Consider the following 14172-nt stretch of genomic DNA (forward strand, 5'->3'; position numbering starts at 1 on the left):
ATGCCGCGTCCCAGCCGTCGCACCCTCGCAATCGCCGTCATTGCCGCAGTCCTGCTCGTCGTCGGCGCGACACTCTTGATCGTGCGCCCCTGGGGCGACGGCGACGAGCCTTTGGAGCTCTACGGCAATATCGACATCCGCGAGGTCGATCTGTCGTTCCGCGTCGACGGCCGGGTCATCGAGGTACTGGTGGACGAAGGCGATACGGTGCGCGCCGGCCAAGTGGTCGCCAAGCTCGACGCCGAGCCGCTTCAGGCCGATCTGGCCGAAGCAGAAGCCAATACCGCCGCACAGCGCGCGCAACTCGATCTCCTCCGCGAGGGCAGTCGCCGGGAGGACATCGCCCAGGCTGAAGCGACGGTTGCGGAGCGGCGCGCTTCGCTCACGAATGCGCAAGGTGACGTCGACCGCTTGACGACGCTGCGGGGCACCGGCGCAATCGCGGAGAGAAGCTGGCTAGATGCCGTCAGCCGCCGCGATGAGGCGGCGGCGCAGCTGCGCGGCGCCCAACAAGCGCTTTCCGAACAGCGAGCCGGCACCCGACGCCAGGAGATCCAGCAAGCCGCGAGCAACGTCGACCGGGCGCAGGCGGCTGCCGAGCGCATTCGTATTCGGGTTCAGGACACGGTGCTTCTGGCGCCGTCGGATGGAACGATCCTCACCCGTGCGATTGAAAACGGTGCGAATGTTTCGGCGGGTACGACCGCCTTCACCCAAGCCATCGCCCAGCCGGTCTGGGCCCGCATCTTCGTCGATGCCGCCAACCTGGGGCTCGTCGCGCCGGGGGCCATGGTCAACATCACCACCGACGCCGCGCCCGACAAGATCTACAGAGGCCGTGTCGGCTATGTGTCCCCGACCGCGGAATTCACGCCCAAGTCCGTCGAAACCCCGGAACTGCGGACCGATCTCGTCTATCGCGCGCGCGTCATTGTACTGAACCCGGATTCGCGCCTGCGCCAGGGCATGCCCATCACCGTCCAGTTCGCCGACGACGGCGGTCCGGTCAGAGACCAGGCCCGATGACCGATCTCCAGAACGCCATCGTCTTCGAAAATCTCTTCCGCTGCTTCGGCAAGAACGACGAGGTGGTGGCCATCGATGACCTTTCGGCCAGCATCAAGACCGGCATCATCACCGGGCTGGTCGGCCCCGATGGCGCGGGCAAGACCACGCTGATCAGGATGATCGCGGGCCTGCTCACCCCTACGAGGGGCAAGCTCACTGTCAACGACCTCGAACCGGCCTCCCAGGGCGACGCGCTGCGCCAACAACTTGGATACATGCCCCAGCGTTTCGGCCTCTACGAGGACCTCACCGTCCTGGAGAATTTGACGCTCTACTCGGATCTCCGCGGCGTCGACCCGGCCAAGCGCGCCGACATGTTCGAGCGGATGCTGGAGTTCACCGACCTGAAGCGTTTCACCGAGCGCCGTGCGGGCAAGCTTTCGGGCGGCATGAAGCAGAAACTCGGCCTCGCCTGCACGTTGCTGGGCGATCCGCAGGTGCTGCTCCTGGACGAACCGTCCGTCGGCGTCGACCCGATCTCGCGACGCGAGCTGTGGAAGATGGTCGGCGACCTGGCCGGGGAAGGCAAGACCATCATCTGGTCGACCGCCTATCTCGACGAGGCCGAACGTTGTCCCGAAGTTATCCTGCTCGACCACGGCAAGCCGCTCTACTGCGGCAGTCCCGACGAATTGGCCGAGCGCATGCAGGGACGCAGCCGGCTGATCCGCAACATCACAGGCAATCGGCGCCAGGTGCTCAAACATGCGCTCAAGTCCGACAAGGTCCAGGACGGGGTCATCCAGGGCCGCGCGGTCCGGGTGGTCCTCAAGGACAGGAACGACCTCCTCGATCTGGCTGAGGCCGAGGCGGGCGACGGCGCGACGCTGGAAGAGGTCAAGCCCCGGCTCGAGGACGCGGTGATCGATCTTCTGGGTGGCGGTCCCGGCGGCGAGTCCGTCGTGGCGAAGCTGCTGCAGGATGCCGGTCAAAGGGAAGAAGCCGCCGGCGAAGTCGTGATCGAGGCCAAACACCTTACGAAGCGCTTCGGCGACTTTGCGGCCACCGACGACGTCAGCTTCGATGTCAAACGTGGCGAGATCTACGGCCTGCTCGGCCCAAACGGTGCGGGGAAATCGACGACGTTCAAGATGCTCTGCGGGCTTCTCGTGCCCAGCAGCGGGGACGCCAATGTCCTTGGCTACAGCCTCAAGCGGTCGCCGGGCGATGCGCGCCAGCGGTTGGGTTATATGGCGCAGAAGTTCTCGCTCTACGGCACGCTCTCGGTCCGCCAGAACATGGAGTTCTTCGCGGGCATTTACGGGCTCGACGGCGGCGACCGACGCGAACGGATCGACGCGATGATCGACGCCTTCGCGCTCAAACCCTATCTCGCCATGTCGCCCGACGCGCTGCCGCTCGGCTTCAAGCAGCGCCTCGCGCTCGCCTGCGCGATCATGCATGACCCAGCCATATTGTTCCTCGACGAGCCGACCTCGGGCGTCGATCCGCTCACCCGCCGCGAGTTCTGGACCCACATCAACGGGGTCGTCGAGAAGGGGGTGACCGTGATGGTCACGACCCATTTCATGGACGAGGCCGAGTATTGCGATCGTATCGGCCTGATCTACCGCGGCAAGCTGATCGCGAGCGGCGCGCCGGACGACCTTCGCGCCGAGGCTGCCACCGAAGACGATGACGACCCTTCGATGGAGGACGCCTTCATCGAACTCGTCGAGCGCGCCGATCGCGCCGACGACGAGAGACAAGCGGCATGACCGGCGAGACCCAGAGCCCTCGTCCAAAAACGGGCCAGCTGTCCGGCCGACGGCTGTGGGCGCTGGTGCGCAAGGAGACCATCCAAACGCTGCGTGATCCGTCGAGCATCCTGATCGCGGGACTCATGCCGCTCATCATGCTGTTCCTGTTCGGCTACGGGCTGAACCTCGACACAGGCACGACGCGGGTCGCCGTCGTCATCGAGGACTCTGGCTCGCCGGCGCAGGACGTCGCCGCTGCGATCGCGGGATCGCCCTATCTCAGCGTGACCTATAACGGCGACCGCGAAACCGCTGCCCGCTTGCTCGACCGGGGCGAGGTCGGGGGCTTCATCGTCGTGCCGGATGGCTTCTCGCGGGCCGTCGAACGCGGTGGGCGGGGCGAGGTGCAGGCGATCACCGATGGGACCGATCCGAACACCGCCGCCTTCGTCAGCGCCTATGTGTCGGGCGCGGTTTCGGTATGGCGCGCGCAGCGGGGAAGCCGCGAGGCCACATCTCAGGAGGCGGGCGTTTCGACCGTCGCCCGCTACTGGTTCAATCCGTCGACGATCAGCCGCGACTCGCTCGTCCCAGGCTCGATCGCGGTCGTGATGACCGTGGTCGGGGCGCTGCTGACCTCGCTCGTCGTCGCCCGGGAATGGGAGCGCGGCACGATGGAGGCGCTGCTGTCCACCCCGATCACCCGCACCGAACTGCTTCTGACGAAGATCATTCCCTATTTCGGGCTGGGCATGGTCTCCATGGCGATCTGCGTCGTCCTCGCCACCGTCGTCATGGACGTGCCCTTCCGGGGCTCGCTTCTGTTGCTGTTCCTGGCGACCGCGCTGTTTTTGGGCACGGCATTGGGGCTTGGGCTGTTGCTGTCGACGGCGATCCGCACCCAGTTCAACGCTGCTCAGGCCGCGCTCAACGCCGCCTTCCTGCCGGTCATGATGCTCTCGGGCTTCGTCTATGAGATCGGCAGCATGCCCCAGCCGGTGCAGATCATCGCGTCGATCCTCCCGGGCCGCTATTTCGTGACCATTCTCCAGACCTTGTTCCAGTCGGATTACGCCGGCCAACTCTATTGGCTGAATGCGATGGCTCTGGCGCTGATCGCCGCAATCTTTCTGGGCCTCACTGCACTTAAGACAAAGCGGACCCTCGACTGATGTGGAACCGGCTTCGCACCCTCATCGTCAAGGAGCTTCAGGCGCTCGCGCGAGACCCGGCGGCTCTTCGGCTGTTGATCATGCCGGTCATGCTGCAGGTCATGCTTTTTCCGTTCGCCGCAACGCTCGACGTTCGGGACGCGTCGATCGGGATCCTCAACCAAGACGGCGGCAAGGCCTCGACCGAGATCGTGCAGCGCATCGCCGCTGCGGAGGCGTTCGGCGAGGTGCGCATTCTGACCAGCGACGGCGAACTCCGCGACGCCGTCAACCGGCAGCAAGTGCTGCTCGCGGTCCGCTTCCTTCCGTCCTTCTCACGCGACCTCGCGCGGGGCGATGCGGCGTCGGTCCAGGTCATCGGAGACGGGCGCCGGTCGAACAGCGCGCAGCTCGCCCAAGGTTACGTCGACCAGATCGTCCGCGGCTACGGTGCTGAGCTGTCGGGCTCATCTCGCCCCAGCGGAACACTGGGGTCTGCCGAGGTGGTGACCCGCAACTGGTACAATCCCAATCTCGAGGGCAAATGGTCGGTCGTCACCAGCCTGGTGGCGGTGATGACGACCATCGGTGCCCTGATCACGACGGCGCTCTCCGTCGCGCGCGAACGCGAACAGGGCACGCTCGACCAAGTCCTCGTCTCGCCGCTCTCGCCGGCGCTCATCATGCTGGGCAAGACGGTCCCGGCAGTGATGATCGGCCTCCTGCAGGCGACGATCATCGTCGTCGTCGCGGTCGTCGTGTTCAAAGTGCCGTTCACCGGGTCCTTGATCGTCCTCTACACCGGGATGTTGCTCTACGCCCTAGCGCTCTGCGGCTTCGGGCTGTTCATCTCCGCGATCTCGGAGACGCAGCAGCAGGCCTTTCTCGGCGTCTTCACCTTCATGATGCCCGCGATCCTCCTGTCGGGGTTCATCGCCCCGGTCGCGAACATGCCGCTGTGGTTGCAGTGGGTCAGCTGGATAGATCCGCTTCGGCATTTCATCGTGATCGTGAAGGGCGTGTTCCTGAAGGGGAGCGGGTTCGTCGAGATCTGGCCCAGCCTCTGGCCGATCGCGGTGATCGCCGTCGGAACGCTCGGGACCGCATACGTCATCTTTCGGAGAAGGACCGCATGACCAGGAGGTTCGTAACCGCCGCTTTGCCGGCGCTCATGCTCGGGGCCTGCACGGTCGGACCTGATTTCCGCGCGCCGACGCCCGCGATCCCGGCCGCCTTTCGCGAAGCCCCGACCGGGCAGGGTGAGGCGCTCGACCGCTGGTGGACCGGCTATGGCGACCCGACCTTGGTGACCTTGGTCGACCGCGCGCTGGCGGCCAATCCCGATGTCGCGGTGGCCGAAGCGCGTATCCGCCAGGCGCGGGCCCGCACCGACGAAGCGCGGGGCGGGCGATCGCCGCAGCTCGACGCACAGGGCACGACGACGCTCCGCCGGTTGAGCGAGAACGGTGAGCAGTTGGCCAATATCCCGACCGATCTGGTCACACCGGATTTGGACTACACGGTCTATCGAAGCGGATTCGACGCCAGTTGGGAGTTGGATCTGTTCGGCCGAAACCGCCGACAGGTCGAGGCGGCCGAGGCGAGATTGGGCTCTGAAGCCGAAGCCCGCAACGACACCCTGGTCCGGGTCGCGGGCGACGTCGCCCGCGCCTATGCGGATTTCCGCGCGGCCGAGCGCCGCATCACTGTGGCCAACGAAACGCTTTCGGCATCGCGGCAGACGGCGGACCTCACCCAACGTCTGGTCACGGCGGGTGAAGAGGCTCAATCGGAAGTCGATCGGACCGAAAGTCAGGTGGCCGAGAGCGAAGCTGCGATCCCACCGCTTCTGGCCGATCGCAAAGCTGCGCTTTATCGGATCGACGTGCTCTTGGGCGCGCAACCTGGGACGGCCGAGGCGATCGTGTCCGATGCCCCGCAAGCGACCCTTCGGGCGCCGGACCTGCCTGCAGCCCTACCTTCCGACCTGCTGCGGCGGCGGCCCGATATTCGTCGCGCCGAGCGCGAACTGGCGGCTGCGACCGCCGATGTCGGCGTTGCGACTGCCGACCTCTATCCCAGCTTCTCGATCACCGGCGGTCTGGGTTTGGAAGCACTCAGCCTCGGCGACCTGGTCGACAGCGCCAGTCGGTACGGGTCGCTGGCCCCGGGTTTTTCTCTCCCCATCCTGGACGGCGGGCGTCGGCGTGCGGTGGTGCGTCGCCAGCAGGCGGTGTTGGATGAGAAACTGGCGACCTACAACGCCACGATCATGCGCGCCCTCTCCGACGTGGAAACCGCGCTCTTGCGATACAGGGAGGACCGCAACCGGGCCGAGCGCCTCCGCGCCGCCCTGGATCGACTGACGCGCACCCTCGAACTTGCCAGGCTTCGCTATCAGGCCGGCGAAACCGGGCTCACCGACGTCCTGGACGTACAGCGTCAGGTCTCGGCGATCGAAGACCGGCTGGCACAGGCGGAGGCGACCGTGATCGCCGACGCCGTCAGCGTGGACAAGGCCCTCGGCGGGGGGTGGCAGACGGCGACCGACCTCGCTGCCTATACAGCCTCGGATCGACCCAATGCCGGCCGGTGAGCGTTTCGATACGCTGCTGGAGCGCGCGCGCGGTCGCGGCGCGATCAGGATGGCGATCGTCCACCCCACCACGGAAGTCGTCCTGCGTGCCGCGGCGGAGGCACGCGACGCGGGTCTGATCGAGCCGGTTCTCGTTGGACCCGAGAGGAAGATCAATGTCGCCGCAGAGGAAGCTGGCATCGATCTGAACGGCTGGGCGACAGTCCCGACCGAGCATAGCCACGAAGCCGCCGAACGCGCCTGCTTATTGGCGGCAGAGGGCCAGGTGCAAGCCCTGATGAAGGGGGCCCTCCATACCGACGAGTTGCTGCATGCCGTCCTCGCCAATCCGAAGGTTCGCAGCGCTCGGCGCCTCAGCCACGTCTTCATCTTCGACGATCCCGACTATCACAAGCTGTTCATGGTGACGGACGGCGCCATCAACATCGCGCCGACCCTCGCGCAGAAAGCCGATATCGCTCGCAACGCGATCGACTTGTTCGGCTCCCTCGAACTCGGTGGCGATCCTCCCAAGCTCGCGGCCCTGGCCGCCGTCGAAACGGTTTCCCCCGATATGGTGGCGACCGTCGACGCTGCCGCCCTCGCCAAGATGGCCGAGCGCGGACAACTCGGTCGCTGCCTCGTCGACGGCCCACTCGCATTCGATAACGCGATCTCTGCGGCGGCGGCGCAAGAGAAGGGCATCCTCTCGGCCGTGGCCGGGGACCCCGACATCTTGCTCGTCCCTAATCTGGAGGCCGGCAACATGCTGGCCAAGCAGCTGACCTTCCTCGGTGACGCTCAGTCCGCCGGAATCGTTGTCGGGGCTCGCCTGCCCATCGCGCTCACCAGCCGTGCGGACGGAGCGCGGTCGCGCCTTATGTCCTGCGCCCTGGCCGTGCTCGCGAGCAGAACAGGAGGGGCAATGTGACGCCCGCCATCCTGACCCTCAACGCAGGCTCCACCAGCCTCAAAGCCAGCCTTCGCCTGCTGGACGCGCCGACGCAAGTGCTCTGGAGCAGCCAGGCGACCGCCGAGCGCGACGGCTGGCGATTGGACATCGGAGGGCCTGGTGAAACAGTCAATGGTGGGCTGGAGGAAGTGGCCTCGAGGATCCTCGATCAGGCCGCGATCGACATTCCGAGCGTCGAGATTGCTGTCGTCGCCCACAGGATCGTTCACGGCGGTGCCGACTTCAGCGAGCCCACAATACTCGACGACGTGAAGATCTGCCGTCTGCGCGATCTCACCCGGTACGCTCCCCAGCATCAAGGACCGGCGCTCGATATCGCGCAGTCGCTTGGCATCGCACAGCCAGACACCCCCCAAATTGGCTGCTTCGACACCGCATTTCACGCGTCCATATCACCTCTCAACTATGAGCTGCCGCTCTACGAGGGCTTGCGAAAGCTTGGTTACCGCCGATACGGCTTCCACGGCCTCTCGTACCAGTCGATCGCGGCTCGTTTGTCCGCCGAACGGCCGGAGCTCCAACGCGTCGTCGTTGCCCATCTCGGCGGCGGTTCGAGCCTGTGCGCGCTTGACCATGGACGGAGCGTCGCCACAACGATGGGGATGACCGCACTGGATGGCGTACCGATGAAGACCCGGAGCGGCGCGATCGATCCCGGTGTCATCCTCGACCTCGTCAAGGACGCCGGCGTCGAAGTGGTGGAAGACCTTCTTTACCATAAAAGCGGTCTCGCCTCGCTATCCGGCACCGACGGAGACCTCAGGACGATCCGCGCGACCGATACCGAGGCGGCGGCATTCGCCGTCGACTATTGGGTGCTGCGGATCGCCGAGGCGGCGGCAGCGCTCGGCGTCTCGCTCGGCGGAATGCAGGCCTTGGTATTTACGGGTGGCGTCGGCAGCAACGACATCGCGATCGGCGATGCAGTCGCCGCACGGCTCCATCACCTTCCGTCATTCGAGCTGATCCGTCTGCGAACGGACGAGGAATTGGTGCTCGCGCAGGCCGCCCAGACGCTGATCGGACGTCAAGCGAGAGAACCTCAAAAATAGGGATTGCGGATATGGCCTACCCTAACTTCATGAACAGCTATGACTGGGTCGATGGATGGCGGCAGGCCTGGCGTCTTCCGTCCACACAACTCGGTGCAATGGCGCGTGCGCTCGACGATCGCAACGTGAAGCCGCCCTGGATTGCCGCAGCGCAGGCGCTGGGGTTTGAACCGCCTGCTCTGACACTTCGACGCACACAGTCAGCCTCTTTGTCGCTCCTCCGCCGTCTGACCGAGCCCTACAGCAAACCCGTTTTCGGCATCGACAACGTTCAAATCGACGGCGTCGAACACACGGTGAACGAGGAGGTCATTGTCCAGCGTCCTTTCTGTCGACTGCTGCGCTTCGACGTCGCAAACCGCCAGGAGGCCCCACATGTGCTGCTCGTCGCACCGATGGCAGGGCATTATGCGACGCTGCTCAGGGAGACCGTTCGAGATCTCCTACCCGCCTACACCGTGTTCATCACCGATTGGGCGGATGCTCGCGAGGTGCCTATGCACGAGGGTGGCTTCGACCTCGACGACTACATCAATTATCTTGTCGCCTTCGTCCGACAGCTTGGTCCCACCACCCATCTCGTGGCTGTCTGCCAAGCGGGCGTGCCGGCTGCCGCAACGGTGGCGCTCCTCGAAGGCGGATCGATCGGCGATGGCGTGCCGCCGGCGAGCCTCACCGTCATGGGCTCGCCCATCGACGTGTCGCGCTCGCCGACCCAGGTGAATCAGCTCGCTGCAGGCCATGACGACGGCTGGTTCGCCGACACGCTCATCACCACCGTCCCGGCGCGGTTTCCGGGAGCACACCGTGCTGTGTATCCAGGGTATCTGCAGTTGACGGCGTTCGTCGCCATGAACCCGGAACGCCATCAAAAGTCCGCGCGCGCCGCTATCGATCATTTCGCCGACGGCGACTACGAGGCTGCCGATAAGATCGACAGCTTCTACTGGGAGTTCCTCAGCACGATGGATCTCACTGCCGAGTTCTACCTCCAGACGGTCCATCGAGTTTTCAAGCAAAACGCGCTCGCAAACGGGACGTTCGCATTTCGGGGCACGCCTGTCTCTTTGGACTCTATCGAGAAGACCCCGATTTTGGCGATCGAGGGCGGTCGGGATGACATCACCGGCCTGGGCCAAACGCGCGCCCTGCTCGAGCTGACGACCAAGCTTCCGGAGTCGAGCAAACGCCATCTGGTCCTGGAAGAGACGGGTCATTATGGTCTGTTCAGCGGCTCGAAGTTCCGCAGCCAGATCGTGCCGGAGCTCTGTGCCTTCCACGAGAAGATGGATTGAGGGCCGCGCAAGCCTCAGTCGCGGTCGCATTGGTCGCGGCAACGCTCGGCGGCTGTGCGACACCCTCGCGGCTGCCGGCAACCGCAGGCATGCAGGCAGTCGCCGTAGTGCCTGGCTATACCGAGACGATCCGCTTTTGGGCAGATGCTTCGCCGGCCGCGTGGTTGAACTGGCGACAGCGCTGGCTGGCAGATAGGCCGGCAGAAGGGGACCAGTCGTTCGAGATGCTCGCGATATCGAGCGGCTCGGATAAAGGCGCTTTCGCCGCAGGCTATCTCAATGGCTGGAGCGCACGCGGCTCACGACCAACCTTCGCGCTCGTGACGGGGGTCAGCACCGGAGCTTTGATTGCGCCATTTGCGTTTCTTGGCTCGGATGAAGACGCGACCCTTCGTGCGCTCTACACCGGCATCGACGCGAACGACATCTTTCGTCGAACCCCCGTCCGGGGCGCCTTGGGAGGCCCGAGCTTTGCCAGCACCCAGCCGCTTCGTCGGCTGATCGCTCGCCATGTGACTGCGGACATCGTGGACCGTATCGCTGTTCAGCACCGCGCGGGCCGTCGTCTGCTGGTCCTGACAACCAACCTCGATGCTCAGCGCGGCGTCGTCTGGGACGTTGGCGAAATCGCCGCCAGTCGCGCTGCTGACAAGGTCGAGCTCATCCGGAGTATATTGCTCGCGTCCGCCAGCATCCCGGGCGTGTTTCCTCCGGTCGAGTTGGCGGTGCATAGCGGCGCTGAGCCATTCACGGAAATGCACGTCGATGGGGGAACCACCAGCAGCGTTTTCGTCCTACCGGATGCGCTCCTATCCGCAGGTACCGGTACAGATGTCCTGGTAGTTCACCGCGCAAGGATGACCCTGCTCTATAACGGCGTTCTGGCGCCGCGTTATGTGACGGTAGCGCCAAGTGCGTTCACGATTATAGAACGGGCGCTTGAAACGGTGATCGGGGCAAGCGATCGGCGCGCGATAGGAGGCTATCGGGCGTTCGCCGAAGGTTCAAACGTAAACCTATGCATCGAAGCCATTGATCCAGCCTTCGACAGTGCGCCGCACGAGCTGTTTGATCGCCAGTACATGATGCGACTTTTTGACTTGGGCCAAGCTGCTGGTCGAGCCCACACTTGCCAATCGGGGCTACACGAGCCGGATGAATGAATTTTCGGGTGTGAGAAAAACTACCCAGGTAAAAAACGTGCTCAGGTCGTAGACGCTAATCCCGCGCGGTACACTAACTATGTACCCCGCCGGCATGGAGGCGCTAACTTCGAGTGTGCGATATTGATTGTATAGATAGGCCGATCGCGACTGGACTCGTTATCACCTAGTTATCAAAATGGGACAAAGGCCTGAAACCAGAGACGACCGCCTTGAGCACGGTTTTCGGCAAAGGTTTCACCCTGATATTTGATGACGCCCGTGAACCGTCCTCGATTGTACTGAACCATCGGACCGACCGCGAACGTCCGGCCCTGATTGCCGCCCGGAACGGCTTGCCCATCGATCTTGTCGTCCGTAAACTGATCATAGTAGTAGCCATTGATGCCGACCCGCCAGGTCGGATTGATGCGATAGGCGGCGGAATACTCGAGGACCGCAGCAGCACCGGACGTGTAGTTGGTGTCGGGGTTCTCTGCATTGACCCCAATATAGCCCTTGACCCCCACGTCGATCTTGTCGGTCACGAAATGACTGACCCCGCCTTGGAGGGACGCCGCGACATAGTTCCTGCCAACATTGGCCGCGCGGTCCGCATCATAGGCCCCCGTCGGAAAATAGATGTTGGGCCCAACCCACGCGTGCCATTTCGGTGAATGCCAAGCCACGAAGGCACCCACACTGACATCGCCCAAGGTCGTTCTCTCATCGGCGACAGGCCCCGCCGTTACATCGACGGTCGCCCACGGCACGATGACCTGTGTCACCAGCGATCCCCCTGCGATCTTCTGATCCCAGACTCTTAACCAGCGCTCCGCATTACCCGTGATGCTGAGATCGTAGTTGGGAATGGCTCTCGGGTCGCCATTTCGGTCATTGGTCTGATCGGCGTTATAGAGCGCCGTATAGTGGAAGAAATAGTTGCCTGCTCGCGGCGGCAGGATGCCCGGCGCGACCGTGTCCGCACCAATCGGATAAATAAAGCCACCGTTTTCTTCGGCCAAGGCCGAGACCGGATAACCCGCGGCCAACAGAATAGCTCCGCTGATGACACTACGCATCATTTTAACGTCCCCTCTGATTGCGGCATTGGCCGCGGATACGGTCAAGGCCTCGGCGGCAGGATGGTGGTGGACACCAAAGGCAGATCGGCGATGCGGCCCTCAAGCTGGTCCCCAGGGACCACCGCGCCGACGCCTTCCGGGGTTCCCGTGAAGATGAGATCGCCAGCCTGCAGGCTGTAATAGCGACTGAGTTCTGCGATGATTTCTGGAACTGACCAGATCAGTTGATCGAGATCCGAGGACTGACGGGTGTCGTCGTTTACACTGAGCGTGATGGGGCCCGATCGAAGAACCTCGCCTTTCATAGCCCGAATTGGGGCCAGGACAGTCGATTGTTCGAAGGATTTTCCCGTGTCCCAGGGTCGACCCTCGGCGCGGGCCTTCAACTGTAGATCGCGACGGGTCATATCCAGCCCACAGGCAAACCCGAAGATCGCGCTTGTCGCCTCGCTCTCGTCGGCGCGAAAAACGTCCCGGCCCAAGGCGACAACCAGCTCCATCTCGTAATGAAAGTTAGCCGTTTCCGGCGGATAGGTGATCGGCTCGCCCGAAGGTACTAGGGTGTCGATGCTCTTGGTGAAGAAGAAGGGCGGCTCGCGGTCCGGATCCCGGCCCATCTCCCGGGCATGAGCGGCATAGTTCCGCCCAACGCAGAAGATCCTGTGAACAGGGTAGAGCTGGTCCGACGCCTCGACCCGGGTAAGTACAGGAGGGTCTAGGGGATGGGTGAAGGTGACCATCAGGAGGGGGCTTTCTCGAGGTTGGCGATCGTGTTTGTTTTGGTGCGCGAGCGGATGAGGCCGAGCAGCATCATCCCCAGAAGGCAGGCGAGGGTGGGAAGGGCCGCGGTCGTCAGAACGGCCCGGGCATCCGCGCCGAGGGCGATTGCCGCACCACCGACGACCGGGCCGACGATCGATCCAACCCGTCCGATCCCAAGAGCCCAGCCGACCCCTGTGGAGCGGATTTCCGTCGGATAATAGGCGGCCGCCAAGGCGTTCATTCCGAACTGCGCTCCGATAAGGCACGCTCCCGTGAGGAAGATCAGCGCCATGAGAAGCCGGACATCAAAAACGGCGTAGCCGACGGCGACGACGAAGACGGCGGCACCGACATAGGCTGCGAGAAAGACCCGGGTCCCGCCCCATCGATCCATGGTTCTGGCGATGACGAAACCGCCGACTGCCCCTCCAAGATTCAGCAGGACCGTACCCAGGATGGCCCGCTCGATCGGCAGTCCGGCCTGGCTAAGCACAACGGGGAGCCAGTTGATCAGCAGATACATGACCAGCAGATTGCAGAAGAAAATTCCCCACAGCGTCAGGGTGGTCAAGGCGCGATCCGGCGTGAAGAGCTGACCAATCGAGCCGCGCGCGGTACCTTGTCCGGGTGTGGTGAACGTCGTGCCCTCGCCGATCCGAATGTCCGGTGCGATACGGTTAAGGACCGCCGCAATCCGGTCTCTGTGGCGACCGGCCGCCGCCAAGAAGCCGATCGATTCCGGCAGGGCCGCCAGAACGACGGGGATCAATATCAGGGGCAGGATGCCGCCCGCCCAGAACACCGATGTCCAACCGAACTCGGCGATCAATCGCGCAGAGACCAATCCGCCCAGGACCGCTCCGAGGGGAAAGCCTATAAACATGGAGGTAACGAGGGTGGACCTGAGACGAAGCGGTGAATATTCAGCCGTCAGGGCGATCACGCTGGGAATGGCCCCCCCGAGACCAAGGCCGACGCAAAAACGTGCCAGAGTGAGTTCTTCCATGGATCGGGCATAGGCGGCCCAAATGGAAAAGACGCCCATGGCCAGGAGGGACAGGATGATGATGCGCTTTCGCCCAATGCGGTCGCCCAGCGCCCCGAGACTGAGGGCCGCGACGGTCAGACCCAGCAAGCCCGAGGCGAAGACGAGACCAAAATCAGAGACCGGCACCCCCCAGTCGGACGCGATGCTTGGAGCCGCGAAGGCAATGGATAAGGTGTCGAAGCCGTCGCATAGAGCGACAAGCCCGCAAAGTATGAAGACCCGCCATTGCAGGCCGCTGATCTTTCGGGCGTCGATCTCTCGAGCGACGTCGATAATTTGAGTGGTCATCGCTTGTCCTCCCTACGGACATCCACCGGGGGC

At 63.9% G+C, this 14172-nt stretch carries 12 protein-coding genes; 9 read left to right on the forward strand and 3 right to left on the reverse strand.

All coding sequences use genetic code 11. The annotated features are described in order from the left end of the window. The 9 genes from JL11_RS00300 (at window position 1) to JL11_RS00340 (ending at window position 10977) form a co-directional block, all read left to right on the forward strand. Complete coding sequence (locus tag JL11_RS00300; protein WP_082382539.1) at window positions 1-1026, forward strand: efflux RND transporter periplasmic adaptor subunit; 1026 nt, start codon at window positions 1-3, stop codon at window positions 1024-1026. Continuing rightward, window positions 1023-2786, forward strand: coding sequence for an ATP-binding cassette domain-containing protein (locus JL11_RS00305; protein WP_054763919.1), 1764 nt, complete (start codon window positions 1023-1025; stop codon window positions 2784-2786). Before JL11_RS00300 ends, JL11_RS00305 begins: the two co-directional genes overlap by 4 nt. Then, window positions 2783-3940 carry an ABC transporter permease gene (locus JL11_RS00310; RefSeq protein ID WP_054763920.1) on the forward strand — a complete coding sequence of 386 codons (1158 nt, stop codon included), beginning with the start codon at window positions 2783-2785 and terminating at the stop codon, window positions 3938-3940. The genes JL11_RS00305 and JL11_RS00310 overlap by 4 nt, the downstream gene beginning before the upstream one ends. Next, on the forward strand, window positions 3940-5055 hold the full coding sequence (locus tag JL11_RS00315; protein WP_054763921.1) for an ABC transporter permease: 1116 nt from the start codon (window positions 3940-3942) through the stop codon (window positions 5053-5055). The genes JL11_RS00310 and JL11_RS00315 overlap by 1 nt, the downstream gene beginning before the upstream one ends. Then, window positions 5052-6515, forward strand: a complete 1464-nt coding sequence (locus JL11_RS00320; protein WP_082382540.1) for an efflux transporter outer membrane subunit — start codon at window positions 5052-5054, stop codon at window positions 6513-6515. The genes JL11_RS00315 and JL11_RS00320 overlap by 4 nt, the downstream gene beginning before the upstream one ends. Then, window positions 6502-7425, forward strand: coding sequence for a bifunctional enoyl-CoA hydratase/phosphate acetyltransferase (locus JL11_RS00325; RefSeq protein ID WP_054763923.1), 924 nt, complete (start codon window positions 6502-6504; stop codon window positions 7423-7425). The genes JL11_RS00320 and JL11_RS00325 overlap by 14 nt, the downstream gene beginning before the upstream one ends. Further along, on the forward strand, window positions 7422-8519 hold the full coding sequence (locus JL11_RS00330; protein WP_054763924.1) for an acetate/propionate family kinase: 1098 nt from the start codon (window positions 7422-7424) through the stop codon (window positions 8517-8519). The genes JL11_RS00325 and JL11_RS00330 overlap by 4 nt, the downstream gene beginning before the upstream one ends. Window positions 8520-8530: 11 nt before the next feature. After that, entirely contained in the window at window positions 8531-9814 is a 1284-nt protein-coding gene (phaZ, locus tag JL11_RS00335; RefSeq protein WP_054763925.1) for a polyhydroxyalkanoate depolymerase, read from the forward strand. 89 nt (window positions 9815-9903) lie between these two features. Next, window positions 9904-10977 carry a patatin-like phospholipase family protein gene (locus tag JL11_RS00340; RefSeq protein WP_054763926.1) on the forward strand — a complete coding sequence of 358 codons (1074 nt, stop codon included), beginning with the start codon at window positions 9904-9906 and terminating at the stop codon, window positions 10975-10977. Window positions 10978-11150: 173 nt separating this feature from the next. Here the strand turns inward: JL11_RS00340 and JL11_RS00345 are convergent, their stop codons facing one another. Genes JL11_RS00345 through JL11_RS00355 form a run of 3 tightly spaced genes read right to left on the reverse strand, consistent with a single transcriptional unit; the run spans window position 11151 to window position 14139 of the window. Then, window positions 11151-12041, reverse strand: coding sequence for a SphA family protein (locus JL11_RS00345; RefSeq protein WP_082382542.1), 891 nt, complete (start codon window positions 12039-12041; stop codon window positions 11151-11153). 41 nt (window positions 12042-12082) lie between these two features. Next, window positions 12083-12781, reverse strand: coding sequence for a fumarylacetoacetate hydrolase family protein (locus JL11_RS00350; RefSeq protein ID WP_054763928.1), 699 nt, complete (start codon window positions 12779-12781; stop codon window positions 12083-12085). Beyond that, window positions 12781-14139, reverse strand: coding sequence for an MFS transporter (locus JL11_RS00355; RefSeq protein WP_054763929.1), 1359 nt, complete (start codon window positions 14137-14139; stop codon window positions 12781-12783). The genes JL11_RS00350 and JL11_RS00355 overlap by 1 nt, the downstream gene beginning before the upstream one ends. Window positions 14140-14172: the final 33 nt, after the last annotated feature.

It is taken from the genome of Brevundimonas sp. DS20 (assembly GCF_001310255.1).
In the GTDB taxonomy this organism is placed as follows: Bacteria; Pseudomonadota; Alphaproteobacteria; order Caulobacterales; family Caulobacteraceae; genus Brevundimonas; species Brevundimonas aurantiaca.

What these genes read in the sequence shown, in the direction of transcription:
- phaZ (WP_054763925.1), top strand. Translation starts at nt 8,531, where the DNA reads ATGGCCTACCCTAACTTCATGAACAGCTATGACTGGGTCGATGGATGG.
- JL11_RS00355 (WP_054763929.1), bottom strand. Translation starts at nt 14,139, where the DNA reads ATGACCACTCAAATTATCGACGTCGCTCGAGAGATCGACGCCCGAAAG.
- JL11_RS00315 (WP_054763921.1), top strand. Translation starts at nt 3,940, where the DNA reads ATGTGGAACCGGCTTCGCACCCTCATCGTCAAGGAGCTTCAGGCGCTC.
- JL11_RS00300 (WP_082382539.1), top strand. Translation starts at nt 1, where the DNA reads ATGCCGCGTCCCAGCCGTCGCACCCTCGCAATCGCCGTCATTGCCGCA.
- JL11_RS00310 (WP_054763920.1), top strand. Translation starts at nt 2,783, where the DNA reads ATGACCGGCGAGACCCAGAGCCCTCGTCCAAAAACGGGCCAGCTGTCC.
- JL11_RS00305 (WP_054763919.1), top strand. Translation starts at nt 1,023, where the DNA reads ATGACCGATCTCCAGAACGCCATCGTCTTCGAAAATCTCTTCCGCTGC.
- JL11_RS00340 (WP_054763926.1), top strand. Translation starts at nt 9,904, where the DNA reads ATGCAGGCAGTCGCCGTAGTGCCTGGCTATACCGAGACGATCCGCTTT.
- JL11_RS00345 (WP_082382542.1), bottom strand. Translation starts at nt 12,041, where the DNA reads ATGATGCGTAGTGTCATCAGCGGAGCTATTCTGTTGGCCGCGGGTTAT.
- JL11_RS00350 (WP_054763928.1), bottom strand. Translation starts at nt 12,781, where the DNA reads ATGGTCACCTTCACCCATCCCCTAGACCCTCCTGTACTTACCCGGGTC.
- JL11_RS00325 (WP_054763923.1), top strand. Translation starts at nt 6,502, where the DNA reads ATGCCGGCCGGTGAGCGTTTCGATACGCTGCTGGAGCGCGCGCGCGGT.
- JL11_RS00320 (WP_082382540.1), top strand. Translation starts at nt 5,052, where the DNA reads ATGACCAGGAGGTTCGTAACCGCCGCTTTGCCGGCGCTCATGCTCGGG.